Raw genomic sequence first — 14,305 nt, 5'->3', positions numbered from 1 at the left:
GTCGCGCGGCGCAACGTCGAGCACCGACAATGCCAGCTCAGGCTCATAAGCACGCAGATATCCTATCCGGATCTCGGCCGCCGGCTGCCCGGGTTTTGCCGCCTCGGCTTCAGGCGTGGTTTCCTGAGCCAGGGTGGGCCAAGCGTTGACGGTCGTCAAAAAAAGTCCGAAGAAGATCGCAAGGGTGTTCGGCACCATGCCCTTCATAGCAGGCGTTCTCTCTCCCATGCTGCGTAAGCCGGCCAAATATCATCCGGACTTGCGATGCAGTATTTTTTCGGTGCCGTGATGACCTTAACGCAGCAACTTTCGATATCAACCCCCATGGCCTTCCTGCTCACGGCAAGTTTAGCGGTGGGCATCACGGCCAACACGGCGCATGCCGACGGCAAGGCCGCGGTCTTTGAATTCGAGCTCCAGCATGGCGAACTGGTGCCGGGTGTGCCGAGCAAGAAGGAAGCCGAGGACAAAAGGCGCGCAATGGTCACCGAGCGCCTGCGCGCCCATCTGGCCAACTCGGGCTTCGACCTTGTTAACACCGAACCTTTCGCCGAGAAGGCGGCCGCCGCCAACCTGCAGGCCTGCGGCAACTGCGCCGACGATTTCGCGAGGGAACTCGGCGCCGACTACGCCTTTACGGGCGTCGTCTACAAAGTATCCGAACTTGTCCTCAGCATGAGCGTTCTTGTCCATGAGGCCGCGACTTCCCGACCGGTGACCAGCGCGACGGTCGATCTGCGCGGCAATACCGACGAATCCTGGCAACGCGCCATCGACTACCTCTATCGCAACGTCCTGTCGGCCAGGCTGGAGAAACTGAAGAAATGACCAAAATGCTGGCCAGCGTCGCCGATCTTGCCGAGGCGGAAATCGCGGTTTCGGGCGGCGCCGACATCATCGACCTGAAGGACCCGAAAGCCGGGGCGCTCGGCGCTGCCGCGACCGAGATCATCCGCCAGGCGGTCCAGGCGGTCGCCGGCCGCCGCGCCACCAGCGCCGTCTGCGGCGATCTGCCGATGGAGCCGGAAACCATACGCGCCAAGGCCGAGGAGGTGGCGGCAACCGGTGTGGATTACGTCAAGATAGGCTTCTTTCCTTCCGCAAACGCCGCCGCCTGTGCGGAGGCCTTGGCCCCCCTTGCGGCGCGGACAAAGCTGATCGCCGTGCTGTTTGCCGACAGGGAGCCGGATTTCTACCTGCTCGATGTGTTCGCGAAGCAGGGCTTCCACGGCGTCATGGTGGATACCGCCGACAAGGCCAGGGGACGGCTGCTCGATCACCTCCCGCCGGAGCGCATCCCGGCTTTCGTGAACCGCGCCCGGGCGCTTGGCCTTCAGGTCGGCTTAAGCGGGTCGCTCGAAGCGCCCGACATCCCTCGGCTACTGCCATTCTCGCCCGATTTCCTCGGTTTCCGCGGCGCGCTCTGCGATCAGTCGCAGCGCACCGCCACGATCGATGCGGAGGCCGTCAAGCATATCCGTTCGCTGATCCCGGAGGAGCGGCAGACCGGCCGCTCGGCAAGCGTCGACTACAGGTTGCTCGCGGCACGCGGCTATTCCCCGGGCGCGGTCGACCCCACGCTCGGGACGGACAGCATCTTCGTGCGGGATTTCGTGCTTCCCGTCCAGATCGGCGCCTACAGTTTCGAGCACGGCCATACGCAGAAGGTGCGGTTCGACGTGACCGCCGATGTGCTCAGGGTCACCAAGAACCCGGAGGACATGCGTCATGTCTTCTCCTACGACATCATCATGGACGGCATCCGCGCCATCATCGCCCGCGGCCATGTGGAGCTCAGCGAGACGCTGGCCGAGCAGGTGGCTGCGCATGTACTCGAGGACCCGCGCGTCGTGCGGGTAAAGGTCAGGGTGGAAAAGCTGGAACTCGGCGCCGGCGGCGTCGGCGTCGAGATAGAGCGCAGACGGGCCAGCGAGAAGCCGGCGCTCAAGCCCACGGCACAGCCGGAGAAAACGCAAGACGCGGTCCACGGGCACGGCAAGAAAGGCCTCACCCGGTGAAGGGAATCGTCGTCAAGCTCGGCGGCAGTACGGCCGGCCACGACGAGATGAAGGTCTGGATCGCGGCGCTGGCGGGGTCGAGCCTGCCGCTCGTCATCGTGCCGGGCGGCGGGCCTTTTGCCGACCAGGTGCGCAGCGCGCAGAAAGGCATGGGCTTTTCCGATGCGGCTGCCCATGCCATGGCGATCCTCGCCATGGACCAGTTCGGGCACGTCATCGTGGACAGTCACAAGAGGTTTTCGGCGGCCCACTCGATAGAGGAGATCGAACGGGCTTCGGCTGTGGGGAAAATCCCCGTCTGGCTGCCTTCCGCGCTTGCCACTCCCGCCCAGGACATTCCGGCCTCCTGGGAGATCACTTCGGATTCGCTGGCGGCGTGGCTGGCCGGCAAGCTCGGCGCGGAGGCGTTGCTGCTGGTCAAGCAGAGCAGGGCGTTCACAGGGGACGACGGCGTCGCCGATCTGATGGCAAGGGGTATCGTCGATACCTATCTTGCTGCCATGCTTCCGGCTGCGACCGGCCTTTACGTCGCCGGCGCTCAGGACACAGGCACGGCCGCAGCAACGCTGTCGTCGGGACGGATACCGGGGATACGGATCGTGGATGGAAATCCGATGAGCAAGGCAGGGTAGCAATGATCGGTCTCGGTCGAATTCCGTCGGCAATCGCCCGCAACGGGCAGTCTGTTTCACTCCGGGCCTGAGAATGCTGGAAAAACTGCATACGCCGCGCTGGGCATGGGTCCTGACCGGCTCGGGGCACTTCTTCGTCGAAAGCTTCGAGCTCATCCACGGGCTCGAACATTGCGACGTCTTCGTTTCCAAAGCCGCGAACGAGGTGCTGCGCATGTACAAGCTGAAGCTCGATTTTCCCGAGACGATGCGCGTCCTGCATGACAAGACCGCGAGTTCGGTGCCTGTCGGCGCTTTCTATCATGGCATCTACCATACGGTGGTGGTCGCGCCGGCGACTTCCAACACCGTAGCCAAGTGCGTGCTCGGCATTTCTGACACGCTCGCCACCAATGTCTTCGCGCAGGCGGGAAAATGCCGCGTGCCGTCGATCGTCTTTGCCTGCGACACGGCGCCGGAACTCGAGACGATGGCGCCGCACGGGCTGGTCAAGGTCTATCCGCGCAGGATCGACCTGGAGAACACCGAGAAGCTGAAGGATTTCGAGCGGACGAAGGTGGTCGAATCGCTGGCCGACCTGAAGGCTGCGATCCGCGAGCGCCATGCCGAGTTGAAGCGCGCCGAACCGGCTGGACATGGCTGAGCGGCTGGTTTTCCTCACGGGGCATCTCGCCAAAGCGCGGCTGGAGAAGCTGCTCGCCGGGCTCGGCGACACGGAATTCGCCTGGGAGGTGGTCGATATCGGCGTAAAGGTCGCGGCGCTGATGACGGCAGAGATCATAGTCCGGCGGCTCAAGATGCCTGAGGGCACCGATCGCGTGATCCTGCCGGGACGCTTTCGCGGCGATGTCGAGCGGCTTTCCGAGCATTTCGGCATTCCATTCCAGCGCGGTCCTGACGAGCTTGCGGACCTGCCGCCCTATCTCGGCCGGGCCGGCCAGCCGCCCGACCTTTCCCGACACGACATCAAAATCTTCGCCGAGATCGTCGATGCGCCAGCGCTGTCGATAGAAGCGCTGGTCAAGCGCGCGCACGCGCTTGCCAAGGCCGGCGCCAACATCATCGACATCGGCTGCCTCCCGGAGACGCCGTTTCCGCTACTGGGAGAAGCGGTACGCACGCTGAAGGCGGAGGGCCTTGCCGTCAGCGTCGATTCCGCCAGCCAAGACGAGTTGCGCATCGGCGCATGGGCCGGCGCCGACTATCTGCTCAGCCTCGACGAAAACACGCTGCCGCTGGCCTTCGACAGCAAGGCGACCCCGGTGCTGATCCCGTCGGCCCCCGGAGATCTCGATTCACTCGGGCGCGCCATCAAGGCGGCGGACAAGGCCGGTATCTCCTTCATCGCCGATCCCGTCCTCGACCCTATCCATTTCGGTTTCGCGCGCTCGATCGGCCGTTTCATCGAGGCGCGCCGCCGCTGGCCCGAGGTCGAATTGCTGATGGGCACGGGCAACCTCACCGAACTCACCGACGCCGACAGTTCCGGGGTCACCGCGCTTCTCACCGGACTTTGCTCGGAGCTCGATATCCGCAACGTGCTCGTCGTTCATGTCAGCCCGCATACGATCCGGACGGTGGAGGAGCACGATATCGCCCGCCGCATCCTGTTTGCGGCGAAGAGCGATGGCGCGCTGCCGCGCAGCTACGATCCCGGCCTGCTGCAGGTGCACGACCGCAAACCCTATGCCGCCTCGGTCGAGGACATCGCTACGCTCGCCGCCGAGGTGCGCGACGCCAATTTCCGTATCATGACGGCGGAAGACGGCATCCACGTCTTCAACAACAAGGGCCATGCGGTCGCACAGGATGCGTTCGAACTGTTCGCCGGTCTGGGTGTCGAGCGGGACGGCGCCCACGCCTTCTATCTCGGCGCGGAACTCATGAAGGCCGAGATCGCCTGGCGGCTCGGCAAGCGTTACGCGCAGGACGAACCGCTTGCCTGGGGCGTCGCCGCGCCCGCGCCGGAGACCGACCGTACCAGGCTGGCCGAAGCCGGCCACACATTGCGGGTGAAGAAGGAGGGGTAGCGATGCCCTACATTCGCGAGACGATCATCACCACGGTCGATACGAACGGGAAAGTCCATATCGCGCCGCTCGGCATCATCGCCGAGAGGGACGGCTGGATCATCGCGCCGTTCCGGCCATCGGTCACTCTCGACAATTTGGCGGCGGTGCCGTTCGCCGTTGCCAGCTATACCGACGACCCGCGCATCTTCGCCGGCTGCCTGACCGGACGCAAGGATTGGCCGACCGTGCCGGTCGAGGGGGCTCCGGTGCCGCGGCTCGCGGCCGCGCTGGCGCATTCCGTGCTGCATGTGGAAAGCATAGCGGATGACGGCGTGAGGCCGCGCCATTTCTGCCGGATAGTGCAGGAGGAAACGCATGCACCCTTCACCGGCCTCAACCGCGCCAGGGCCGCCGTGCTGGAACTCGCCATACTGGTCAGCCGGCTCGGCATGCTGCCCAGCGAGAAGATCGAAGCGGAGATCGCCTATCTCTCGATCGCCATCGAAAAGACCGCCGGCCCGGAGGAGAAAGAGGCCTGGGGCTGGCTGATGCGGAAAGTGACCGATCACCTCGCCGGCGAGATGAAGCCGCACCCGGCGAAGGGCTAGACGGCCGCCAGCAACGCCATCGCGGTTGCGGGCGCAGCGCTGCTTGCCGCGTTGCGGACGGCATCGTCGGCCGGGATCAGGTCGGCGAAATCGAGGAAGCGGCGTTCCATGCGCTGGGCAAGTCGTTTGATCTGCCAACGGCCGGTACCCGCCCCGACGATGGGTGCCTCGGCGGCGAGCTTTCCCGCCACGCGGAACGCCGCGTCATGGATCGTGCGAAGCTGCTGCTCGCTGAACCACGCGGCGATGTCGCGCCATTCGCCGGGGAGGAGATCGGCCGTGTCGCGACCGATCATGCGCGCAAGCCGCGCGATCGAGCCGGCGACGGTCTTCTCCTTGCCGTCAGCCGATGGGTGCCTGTCGTCGGCTTCGTCGAGCACGCCGAGGATGCGGTGTGCATCGGCGATCGATGCGAAATATTCGTTCATCAGCGGCGTCAGCCGGCCGCGCACCGGGGCCGAGGAGGCGACGCCGAACAGGAAGGTGCGGGTGAAGCCGGTATAGACGAGCTCGCCGGTGAGCAGTCGCTCGGCGTCGGTATAGCCTTCATTGGCGACAGCGCCGGCCTCCAACGCGACGATGTCGGTGGTCGTGGAGCCCATGTCGACGAGCAGCGCATCGCCGGCAAGGCGCCCCGCCAGGGCCGCGGTCGCATGCCAGTTCGCGGAGGCGACGTCCATCGTCAGGTTCGCCGCTGCATCGATGCCGGCGAAACCCTCTGGTCCCGCATAGACAAGGCTTTCGGCGGGAAAGCGTTCGGCGATCTGTTTGAGCAGCGTCGTCACGCCTGCCTCACGCGAGGGGAAGATGTCCGACAGTTCGCCTGTCATGGTGAAGGCGTGGAGGCCGGCGCCGCGATAGATCGGTTCCAGCTCCTGGAAGCCTGCTTCGAGCTTGTCTAGACCCTGCCACAGCGGCGTGGCGGCGGTCGCTGCTGCGACGACGCGACCGTGCTCGGCGCGCGTGACTTTCAGATGCGCCCCGCCGATATCGAAACCGGCCACGATGTGCTTTTCTTTTTCCACGCTTTCAGGCTTTCATCGAAGAAATGGAAGGGCTGCGGAAAGAGCGTTGCGTATCATTCCTGTTCTCGACTTGAAAGGCGGCGAGGTGGTCCGCGCGGAGAAGGGGCAGCGCGACAGCTACAGGCCGATCATGACGCCGCTCAGCGTCAGTACGGATGCGGTCTCCGTTGCGATCGGACTGCGCACGCTCTTTCCTTTCCGAGCTTTCTACATTGCCGACCTCGATGCCATCGAGGGCAGGGCGCCCAACGCCGAAGCGATCGCCGGTCTGTGCGCGATGCCCGATGCACCGGAGCTCTGGGTGGACGCGGGCATTGCCGATGCGGACACGCTGGCCGCGGCGCTGGCGGGACCTTCGCTCTGCCCGGTGCTTGGTTCTGAATCGCAGCGAGACGATTCCTTGCTCAAGCGTTTTCGCGATCACCCAGGCATCATCCTTTCGCTCGATTTTTTCGGCGACGGATTTCGCGGCCCGACGTCGCTGCTCGAAAACCCCGATCTGTGGCCGGAACGGGTGATCGTCATGACCCTGGCCAAGGTTGGAGCCGCCGCCGGCCCGGACTTCGCGCGGCTCGGCGAGATCAAGCAGAAGGCGGGACAGCGCCAGGTGATCGCCGCCGGCGGGGTACGCGACGAAACCGACATCCGTGCGCTGTCGTCGCTCGGCATTGCCGCCGCGCTGGTCGCCACTTCGCTTCATGATGGAACCCTCGCGGCCGGGCAACTGGCGTCGCTCGGCAGCTGAAGGATGGGAGAATACCGCGCGGCATCCGCTCCGAAGGGAATGAATGCCTTCGGAGCGGTAGCGTCAGAGGCCTAAAAACGCCTTCAGCCGGCGCAGCAGACCATCCGGTTCGGCAGAGGGTTTTGCCTGTGCGGGGCTGTCTCGTGTCTAGGCCGCGAAAGGATGCTTCACCTGGTCCCGTTGCGCGGTCGCCTCGGCGGCGGTGGGCTTGCCCTCGACCGCGCGCTGGATGGCTTCCTTCGTCGCCTGGTAGTTGTACTGCTGGATCTTGGCGTCGTCCGCGGCATCCCAGTGGATGAACACGCCAACGCAGATGAAGACGTCGTCGGCTTCGTTGGCGGGGATGATTCCCTCGGCAACGGCGTCCTGGACGGCCTTTGCGACCGCATGCTGGGCCGGGCCGAACATCTGGACGGCCTGCTTGGCGCCCTTGATCGTCACCTTGTTGAACATCACCGTGTTGGGCTTGCATTGAAGGTTCGGTGCAATCACCGCCAGCAACGATGTAAAGCCGTCCTTGTTGTTGGTGAGAGCATTGCAAAAGGCCGCTTCGACTGCGCTCCCCCGCGGTCCGATGAGCAGGTCAACATGGGCGACTTCATTGCCGTCGCCGACCAGCGATTCACCGACCATCACTTTCGAGATTTTAGCCATGCCAATTTCCTCCAAGACAAAATTATGGAGTCCAAAGACGCCGCAACCGAGCGGGCGCTCGATGGACGACTATCCTTGTTGGCAGCGTCCGGACTGACCGGACCGGTTGGCTAGATAGCCGTGGAAGCACTGCTCCCACGAATGAAATTCAAGCATCAACGCTTGCTTTATGCAAGTTGAACCTAAGCGCATGGACGAAAAGACTGGCGACGGTCAGATCGGCGGAAGTTCCGGGGTTGATGTCGCGCGCCTTAAGGCTCCGGTCGAAATCCATGAGCAAGGCGATGCGGGCCATCTCGTCGCCGGCCGCATCCAGCGATGCGTTGACGGCAGCGGCCTCTTGTCGCACGGACTCGGCGATTTCCGGGCCGTGCTTGCGCGCGAGATGGCTGTCCGGAAAGCGGGCAAAGAAGGCCATGTAGGCGAAGACCGTCGGCCATATGCCGCTTTCGCCGCGGGTGAGGGCCGCTTCTATGGCGGGAAGGCCAATGCCGAACACGTCCTCGTAGCGCGAGATATATTGGTGGGCGATCCGGTCCCGCCCGGCAGCCCCCCGCATCGCCTCGACAAGACCGACCTTAGGCGTTTCCCTGACGTCGTGCGCGTCGGCCGATCCGAGCCCGCCGGGAGAGGCGAGCACGATCGCCTCGAAGACGGCTGCCGCATCGTCCATATCCAATTCGTCGAGGACCTTGCCGAGGTTCTGGCGGAGTTCGCCGCCGGCCATTTCGGCTGCGCGGGCCAGCGGTGCGCAGAGCAGGACGATGCCGAGATTGGTGTTGGTGTCGACGGCCTTTCGCGTCGCGCGGACCGCCTCGAGGATACGCCGTCCGACAGGCAGGCCGGGGTCGGTGAGCGGACCGGATGAGACTTCCGCGCTGGTGAGGAACTGGTCGGCGGACATGCGGTGCCCGTCGGCGAAGACATGGACGTTGCCGGGCTTCAGCGCCTCGATCTCGCGGCGGCACGCTTCCTCGTATGCGGCCCGCAACTCGTCACGCGAAAAACTCATGAATTTGCCGGCGAGGCGAAGCGGTAGGGGCGCGCCGCCTCCGCCCTGTCGGCGACGGTCTTCAGCAGGGCCTCGGCGATCGCGTCCGATATATTGACCGCGGCGACCGATTGCAGCCCTGACCATGCCGGCATGCTGTTGACCTCGAGCACTAGCAGGCTGCCGTCGGCCGCGGGCACGATGTCGACCCCGGCAAAGTCCGCTCCGACGGCATTCGCAGCGGCGATGGCGAGTTCCGCCAGCTCGTTCTCGTCGTGGCCGGAAATCTGCTCCGGCACTGCCCCCCGGTTGACGTTGGTGATCCAGTCCTCGCCGCGTCGGCTCATCATGGCGACCGCCCTGCCGGCGACCACGAAGATGCGGAAGTCGCGGAAGGGAGGACCCGCGCGCGGCACATAGTGCTGGAGGTAGTAGACTTCGCTCACGGTTTCCGGCGCAGGCAGGTCGGCGAGCGAGCGGATCATTTTTATGCCGCGTCCCTGCGCGCCGAAGAGCGGCTTCAGCACCAGTGGCGTCTTGGGCAACTCGCGTTCGGCGATCTCCTCGGCCGCCGCACGGCCCTCGACGGCGAAGGTCGGCGGCGTAGGCAGGCCGGCATTCTGCAGCAGGAATGTCGTCATCGACTTGTCGACGCAGCGCTCGATCGCCTGCGCCGAATTCCAGACGGGCACCGAAAGCCGTCCGAGCGCGTGGAGCACGCCGAGCCGCCGCGTGATCGCCTCGAACGACCCGGCGGCGACTGAGCGCACAAGCACCGCGTCGGGCAGGCGCTGGCCGAAGCCCGGTATGGCGAGGCCGCTCAGCCGGCCGGTGTCGAAGGCGATCGCGGCGAGCGGCGCGGTCACCGCGATGGCGCCGCGTTGGCGCAGGCTTTTCGCCAATCCTCTGGAGCGCGCGTCGGAATTGTCGCTGACGACGAGGATGCGCGGGGTCATGCGGCCGGCCTTGAATGATCGAAGCGTGTTTCGCCCAACGGACTATCCCAGGCTCCGTTCGAGCATCATCTCGTCGCGCCCGCCGGCGCGGTACGTATCGCCGGTCTCGATCGCGGTCACGATGACTTCGGCCGGACTGAACAGCAGCGGGTCGATGGCATAGAAGTCACCCTTGAACCGCTCGAATATCCGGGCAAAGGGTTCGCCGAAATCCCGTGAGGCCAGGCTCGGCAGCTTCTCGGCGAGTTCCCTGGCGTCTTTTGCCGTGCCTTTGACAAAGAGCTGGACCAGGCCGCCATAGATGATCGCATCGTTGGTGCGGCCCATAGCGGTGAGGAAATCCGGATGCGGGGCAGGGATAGGGGACGCGCCGATTCCATCCACGATGTTCTCCAGCGGAAAGCGGAGATCGTTGGCCTTGTGCAGGGCAACCTCAAGCACGCGCGAGACGATCTGCACCGTCGCTGCAAGGCTCTGGGTCGGAGCATAGAGGAAGGTGAGCCGGTCGGCTGCCAGTCCGGTGGCGTGGGCGACCTTCTGCACGACTGCGTCAGGCGGCGGTTCCGCTGTCTCCAGCACAAGCACAGCCGACGAGGCTGCGTCCCTGTAGCCTAGCTTCTCAAACAGCGGCTCGACCCGCGCGAGCGCCCGTGCCGGGCCCGAACCCATGGCGAAATATTTGCCGCTCGACAGGTTCCAGCCGGCATATTGCGAAGCGAGACAAGCGATCGCCGGCTGCGAGCTGCGCACCTCCACCGTGAGCGGCCATTTCTTGAGCGAGCGGTCCAGCCCCGCCGAGATCGTGCCGAGACCGCCCATCGACGCCTCTGCCATACGCAGCCCGGCCTCGATACCGCCTTGAGCCTTGGCACCGGTATCGATCAGCGTCTCGCCCGAAGGACCCTTGGAGACATTGATACGCAGCCGCTCGGCGTCGCCGATCATGCCGTCGACGATGCGTTGCGCACTGTCGTTCAGGGATGCCGAACCATCCTTCATGTCGCATCTCCTTCCCAGTAACGCTGCAACATCTTCACTTGCGCCTGCACGATTTTTCGGGTTTCCGCGGCATTCGGGCCGCGCGCGAAGACTGTGCAGACCGGGTCGCCGGCGACCAGCCTCGTGCCCGGCGATTGATGGTCGGCCGTCCAGTCTGGCCATGTGACGGCTGGAAAATTCGCGACCGGCGTTGACGCGTAGGCGATCATCGACGCCATCGCATCCGCGAAGCGGGGGACCGCATAGACTTCGCCGTTTGCGGCTCTGAGATGCGCTTCCATCAGTGGTGCTTCGGTGCTGTCGAAGATGTCGAGCGTGGCGCCAGGGCGAGGATTGATCTCGACGAGATGGTAACCGTCTTCGTTGCGGATGAAATCCGCGCTGCAGAGCCCCACCAGACCGGCGCGGCGCGCGAGGCCGTCGAGCCAGCCGCCGATCGCTGCCGAATCCTCCCGGTCGATGCGCCGCAGCCGCACTGCGCCCCCATAGCGGTAGGGCGCTCCGGGCACCGGCGAAGTCCATTGCCGGCTGAAGCCGACGACACGCGCACCTTTGCCGTCGCCGACGAATAGCGCCGAAAAGCTTTGTCCGGGAACGAAACGCTGAAAATAGCGGCCAGTCATCTCTATGTCGCCGTTCGCTCGCCTGACATGCGAGCCGCCGGCGCCGCCGGCCGTCTTCACCACCCAGTTCTCCGGATCGGGCGGCGCGTCCCAGCGGAACTGCGGGTGCGGGATGCCGAGTTCGGCGCAGTCCGCGGCGAGCATCCGGGGGTCCTTCACCCTGCGGATCGCCACGGTCCTGTTGCCGGCGAGCGGAAAGTGGCGGGCGAGCTCATCGACGATCTCGGGCTCGCGCTCGAAGCCCGAGCCGAGGACGAGGGCGACCGGCCGGTCGCTGCCCGTGAGCTGGTGGAGCGTTTCGACCAGCCGCGCGCTATCGATGCCGCGCTGCAGGTCGCCCGGCAGCATCGTTGCGCGTTCAGCCAAGGCGACGGTGTCGGTGTCGCAGAACAAGTCGGCGACCAGCGGACGATAGCCCGCCCGTCGCGCGGCTGCCGCCAGCGCACGACCCGAGATCGCGGCGATCAAAAGGAGGCCGGCGTTATTTGGCGATCTCGCGAGCAAATGAAAACGCGTCCTGGAAATCGAAGGTGACGGTCTTTTCTGCCTCTATCATCCGTTTGAAAAGACCGAATTCCACCTTGTACTTAACGTTGCCGACGGCGAGCGGGCCGATGCCCACCGCTTTCGTTCCTTCGAGCGGATCGCTGTTGGCGTTGACGGCCAGCCCTTCGATGCCGGCGGGCGGCACGGCGTTCACATCGGAAGCGATCAGCAACTTGCCCGCAGCCGAGAGCTGCGCCTTCGAGATCACCTGCACCCCCGCCTTGGCCGCGGTCAGGATCACTTCGGCATTCTCAGCAAGCGCTGTTTTTTTTGCCTCGGTCGAACCGTCCTCCGCTTCAACGCCGGCGCCGAAACGCGCCTTGATCTCGTCCGCCACCTTCTGTACCCGCTCGACGCCGTCATGGCCGATGATGGTGACCTTGGCGCCCTCCTTGGCGGCGATGACGGCGGTGCAGAAGCCAACTACGCCGGTCGCGCCGAAGACGGCGATGCTGGTGTCCTTCAGGCCGCGCTCGAACTTCTTCTCCAGCGCCTTCTCGACCTTGGCGACCATCGCCGCGGCGGTGGTGAAGGAGCCGGCCGGATCGGCGAACACCGAGACCTGGAAGGGCGGCACCATCGCTTTCCTGGCGGCGTCGAACATGTCGAGCGCCAGCGAGACATCCTTACCGCCGATGAAGATGCCCGTGTCGATGCCGGCGTCCGGCGGCCGCGAGAAGATGGCGTCCTGCACGAGGCCCGTCACCTCGCCGGGACCGACGCCAACATAAGGCACGACGGCGTCGAAGCCGGCGTCGAGCGCCATGTTGACGTCGAAGGGACTCATATGCGCCAGCGGTGTCAGCATATGAAGAATGTGCTTACGGCTCATTTCATGGTCTCCGCCTTGGGGCGCCCTGCCAAATCTTTACGTGATCGCGAATCCGATAGCGCCGGGCAGTCAACTGCCGACGAGGTTGAGGCCGGTCGAACTGATCTCGGCGCCGGAATTCCGACCCTGGACGATCCTTATCTCGATGCCGCCCTCGGCGACTTTCTTCTCAGCAGCAACCATCGTCGCCGCTGCGGCTTGCGATGCAGCGAAGACGAAGCCGGTCGGACCCCACGAACTCTGGCCGATACCAACGGCGCCTGCCGCTGCAAGACGACGGGTTGCCGCCTCGACGCGCTTCGAGGTGAAGATGCCGCCCTGGGCCGGTGCGAAATGCTCGCCGACGAGCATCTGGATGGCCGCGACCGCCGAGCCGAAGGCATCGATATCCTGCTCGACCAGCCCCGGCATGACGCCGGTCAGCACATGCCGGCAAATCTCGCCAACACCGCTTGCAGGGAAGGGCGGCAGGGCACGGAAGGCTTCGATTTCCTGGTCGCCGTGTAGCCCACCCTGCGCCTGGTCGAGAACGAGGATGACGCGCCAGTCGTCCGGAAAAGGCAGCCGCGCCACGACCGGTGGCGGCCGGCCGCTGCCGTCATTGCCCGCATCGACGATGACGCCGCCCTCGGCGAAGCTGGCGATGCCGATGCCGGACCGGTTGCCGCGCGCCAGCAGCTTCGCGTCGCCCTCCGTGTCGAGGGGCAGGCCGTGGAGCGTGCGCAGAGCCGCCGCGACCGCGAGCGCGATCTGCGTGCCGGAGCCGAGCCCGGCGTGGCGGGGGATTGCTTCTTCGACGACGAGCCGGTGCCGGGCCCGAATGCCGAGGCGGCTCGTCATGGTAGCGAGATGCGCTGCGGCGCGATCGCTTTCCGGACCGATGACGACAGTCTCGCTCGACCGCGACAGCGTCACCACGGTTTCGGGCTCGCTCAACGGCAGGCCAAGGCTGCCGAAGCGACGGCCGCTGCCGCCGCTGGGGTCAAGAAAGCCGAGATGGAGGCGGGCGGGCACTCTTATGGTAACAGAATTCGACATCTGCCCCCCGGTGGGTGCATCATATGCATCACGGAAGTTTTAGGTGCCCGACGCTATGATAGCGGCTTTCACCTTCAGGGCAAGCCGCCCGGGCTTCCTCAACCAGAAATGCCGGCCGATTTCTGGCCGGACACGCCGTGGAGATCGAGATGAGCGAGAAGGTAAAAGAAAGGGTCTATTCGGAGGCCGAGATCGCCGAGCGGCTGCAGAAGGATCTGCCGAACTGGCGATATGAAAACGGCTGGATACGCAGGAAATACAAGACGCACAGCTGGAAATCGACGCTGATGGTCATCAACACGGTCGGTCATCTGGCGGAAGCGGCATGGCATCATCCCGACATCACTGCCTCCTACGCGTGGGTCGAGGTAAAGTTGATGAACCATGCGGCAAAAGGCATCACCGACAAGGATTTCGAACTGGCAAAGAAGATCGAGGATGTCGTCCAGTGGCAGCCGGGCAAGGAAGGCGGTGCGCTGGAGGGTACGCCGCCAAGCGACCAGCGCTTCGCCTACGTCAAGTACGATTGATGCCTCGGCGAAAGATCGGCTAATCTGAACAGCGTTGGGGGTTCACGGCCTACTTGCTTTCGTCTAAAATCAGAGCCGGCACCAGAAAGTAGTATA

16 protein-coding genes and 1 pseudogene are annotated in these 14,305 nt (G+C 64.9%); 8 read left to right on the top strand and 9 right to left on the bottom strand.

Features of this window, described 5'->3' with window-relative positions:
- Positions 1–207: pseudogene (locus D8676_RS24010) on the bottom strand (branched-chain amino acid ABC transporter substrate-binding protein); the annotation flags it as partial.
- A 57-nt stretch (positions 208–264) separates the two neighbouring features.
- Here D8676_RS24010 and D8676_RS24005 point away from each other — a divergent pair.
- From D8676_RS24005 to D8676_RS23980, 6 genes are all read left to right on the top strand, one after another.
- Positions 265–828 (top strand): DUF3280 domain-containing protein, encoded by a 564-nt coding sequence (locus tag D8676_RS24005; RefSeq protein WP_245427118.1) that lies wholly within the window; start codon positions 265–267, stop codon positions 826–828.
- On the top strand, positions 825–2,018 hold the full coding sequence (locus tag D8676_RS24000; RefSeq protein ID WP_121583616.1) for a (5-formylfuran-3-yl)methyl phosphate synthase: 1,194 nt from the start codon (positions 825–827) through the stop codon (positions 2,016–2,018). Before D8676_RS24005 ends, D8676_RS24000 begins: the two co-directional genes overlap by 4 nt.
- On the top strand, positions 2,015–2,650 hold the full coding sequence (locus D8676_RS23995; RefSeq protein WP_121583615.1) for a dihydroneopterin aldolase: 636 nt from the start codon (positions 2,015–2,017) through the stop codon (positions 2,648–2,650). The genes D8676_RS24000 and D8676_RS23995 overlap by 4 nt, the downstream gene beginning before the upstream one ends.
- A 73-nt stretch (positions 2,651–2,723) precedes the next feature.
- The gene (locus tag D8676_RS23990) at positions 2,724–3,293 is read left to right on the top strand and encodes a flavoprotein (protein ID WP_183097219.1); all 570 of its coding nucleotides are present in this window, start codon (positions 2,724–2,726) and stop codon (positions 3,291–3,293) included.
- Positions 3,286–4,680, top strand: a complete 1,395-nt coding sequence (locus D8676_RS23985; protein WP_121583614.1) for a DUF6513 domain-containing protein — start codon at positions 3,286–3,288, stop codon at positions 4,678–4,680. Before D8676_RS23990 ends, D8676_RS23985 begins: the two co-directional genes overlap by 8 nt.
- A gap of 2 nt (positions 4,681–4,682) precedes the next feature.
- Complete coding sequence (locus D8676_RS23980) at positions 4,683–5,270, top strand: DUF447 domain-containing protein (protein WP_121583613.1); 588 nt, start codon at positions 4,683–4,685, stop codon at positions 5,268–5,270.
- On the opposite strand, the gene D8676_RS23975 is transcribed toward D8676_RS23980, so the two are convergent.
- Positions 5,267–6,295 carry a hydantoinase/oxoprolinase family protein gene (locus D8676_RS23975; protein WP_121583612.1) on the bottom strand — a complete coding sequence of 343 codons (1,029 nt, stop codon included), beginning with the start codon at positions 6,293–6,295 and terminating at the stop codon, positions 5,267–5,269. The genes D8676_RS23980 and D8676_RS23975 overlap by 4 nt on opposite strands.
- Between D8676_RS23975 and D8676_RS23970 the strand changes: the two genes are divergently transcribed.
- Positions 6,276–7,040, top strand: a complete 765-nt coding sequence (locus tag D8676_RS23970; RefSeq protein ID WP_121583626.1) for a HisA/HisF-related TIM barrel protein — start codon at positions 6,276–6,278, stop codon at positions 7,038–7,040. The two genes, D8676_RS23975 and D8676_RS23970, sit on opposite strands and share 20 nt — an antisense overlap.
- A 147-nt stretch (positions 7,041–7,187) precedes the next feature.
- On the opposite strand, the gene fae is transcribed toward D8676_RS23970, so the two are convergent.
- From fae to D8676_RS23935, 7 genes are all read right to left on the bottom strand, one after another.
- A complete protein-coding gene (fae, locus tag D8676_RS23965) occupies positions 7,188–7,694 on the bottom strand; it encodes a formaldehyde-activating enzyme (protein ID WP_121583611.1) in 507 nt (168 codons plus the stop codon).
- A gap of 148 nt (positions 7,695–7,842) precedes the next feature.
- On the bottom strand, positions 7,843–8,706 hold the full coding sequence (locus tag D8676_RS23960; RefSeq protein ID WP_121583610.1) for a triphosphoribosyl-dephospho-CoA synthase: 864 nt from the start codon (positions 8,704–8,706) through the stop codon (positions 7,843–7,845).
- The gene (locus tag D8676_RS23955; protein ID WP_121583609.1) at positions 8,703–9,641 is read right to left on the bottom strand and encodes a RimK family alpha-L-glutamate ligase; all 939 of its coding nucleotides are present in this window, start codon (positions 9,639–9,641) and stop codon (positions 8,703–8,705) included. Before D8676_RS23955 ends, D8676_RS23960 begins: the two co-directional genes overlap by 4 nt.
- A 42-nt stretch (positions 9,642–9,683) precedes the next feature.
- On the bottom strand, positions 9,684–10,640 hold the full coding sequence (gene mch, locus D8676_RS23950) for a methenyltetrahydromethanopterin cyclohydrolase (protein ID WP_121583608.1): 957 nt from the start codon (positions 10,638–10,640) through the stop codon (positions 9,684–9,686).
- Positions 10,637–11,731: an ATP-grasp domain-containing protein gene (locus D8676_RS23945; RefSeq protein ID WP_121583607.1), complete on the bottom strand. Its 1,095-nt coding sequence runs from the start codon at positions 11,729–11,731 to the stop codon at positions 10,637–10,639. Before D8676_RS23945 ends, mch begins: the two co-directional genes overlap by 4 nt.
- Before the next feature lie 13 nt (positions 11,732–11,744).
- Positions 11,745–12,641 carry an NAD(P)-dependent methylenetetrahydromethanopterin dehydrogenase gene (locus tag D8676_RS23940; RefSeq protein WP_121583606.1) on the bottom strand — a complete coding sequence of 299 codons (897 nt, stop codon included), beginning with the start codon at positions 12,639–12,641 and terminating at the stop codon, positions 11,745–11,747.
- 69 nt (positions 12,642–12,710) lie between these two features.
- The gene (locus tag D8676_RS23935; protein WP_121583605.1) at positions 12,711–13,679 is read right to left on the bottom strand and encodes a beta-ribofuranosylaminobenzene 5'-phosphate synthase family protein; all 969 of its coding nucleotides are present in this window, start codon (positions 13,677–13,679) and stop codon (positions 12,711–12,713) included.
- Between the two features lie 149 nt (positions 13,680–13,828).
- On the opposite strand from D8676_RS23935, the gene D8676_RS23930 reads away from it, so the two are divergent.
- Complete coding sequence (locus D8676_RS23930) at positions 13,829–14,209, top strand: 4a-hydroxytetrahydrobiopterin dehydratase (RefSeq protein WP_121583604.1); 381 nt, start codon at positions 13,829–13,831, stop codon at positions 14,207–14,209.
- Positions 14,210–14,305: the final 96 nt, after the last annotated feature.

The sequence above is a fragment of the Mesorhizobium sp. YM1C-6-2 genome (assembly GCF_003666685.1).
Lineage (GTDB): Bacteria > Pseudomonadota > Alphaproteobacteria > Rhizobiales > Rhizobiaceae > Mesorhizobium_K.
Note: the sequence above shows the minus strand (reverse complement) of the source record. Positions and strands in the feature narration are given on the sequence as shown.

What these genes read in the sequence shown, in the direction of transcription:
- D8676_RS23980 (WP_121583613.1), top strand. Translation starts at nt 4,683, where the DNA reads ATGCCCTACATTCGCGAGACGATCATCACCACGGTCGATACGAACGGG.
- D8676_RS23940 (WP_121583606.1), bottom strand. Translation starts at nt 12,641, where the DNA reads ATGAGCCGTAAGCACATTCTTCATATGCTGACACCGCTGGCGCATATG.
- D8676_RS23970 (WP_121583626.1), top strand. Translation starts at nt 6,276, where the DNA reads ATGTGCTTTTCTTTTTCCACGCTTTCAGGCTTTCATCGAAGAAATGGA.
- D8676_RS23985 (WP_121583614.1), top strand. Translation starts at nt 3,286, where the DNA reads ATGGCTGAGCGGCTGGTTTTCCTCACGGGGCATCTCGCCAAAGCGCGG.
- D8676_RS23955 (WP_121583609.1), bottom strand. Translation starts at nt 9,641, where the DNA reads ATGACCCCGCGCATCCTCGTCGTCAGCGACAATTCCGACGCGCGCTCC.
- D8676_RS24000 (WP_121583616.1), top strand. Translation starts at nt 825, where the DNA reads ATGACCAAAATGCTGGCCAGCGTCGCCGATCTTGCCGAGGCGGAAATC.
- D8676_RS23935 (WP_121583605.1), bottom strand. Translation starts at nt 13,679, where the DNA reads ATGTCGAATTCTGTTACCATAAGAGTGCCCGCCCGCCTCCATCTCGGC.
- mch (WP_121583608.1), bottom strand. Translation starts at nt 10,640, where the DNA reads ATGAAGGATGGTTCGGCATCCCTGAACGACAGTGCGCAACGCATCGTC.
- D8676_RS23930 (WP_121583604.1), top strand. Translation starts at nt 13,829, where the DNA reads ATGAGCGAGAAGGTAAAAGAAAGGGTCTATTCGGAGGCCGAGATCGCC.
- fae (WP_121583611.1), bottom strand. Translation starts at nt 7,694, where the DNA reads ATGGCTAAAATCTCGAAAGTGATGGTCGGTGAATCGCTGGTCGGCGAC.
- D8676_RS24005 (WP_245427118.1), top strand. Translation starts at nt 265, where the DNA reads ATGCAGTATTTTTTCGGTGCCGTGATGACCTTAACGCAGCAACTTTCG.
- D8676_RS23990 (WP_183097219.1), top strand. Translation starts at nt 2,724, where the DNA reads ATGCTGGAAAAACTGCATACGCCGCGCTGGGCATGGGTCCTGACCGGC.
- D8676_RS23960 (WP_121583610.1), bottom strand. Translation starts at nt 8,706, where the DNA reads ATGAGTTTTTCGCGTGACGAGTTGCGGGCCGCATACGAGGAAGCGTGC.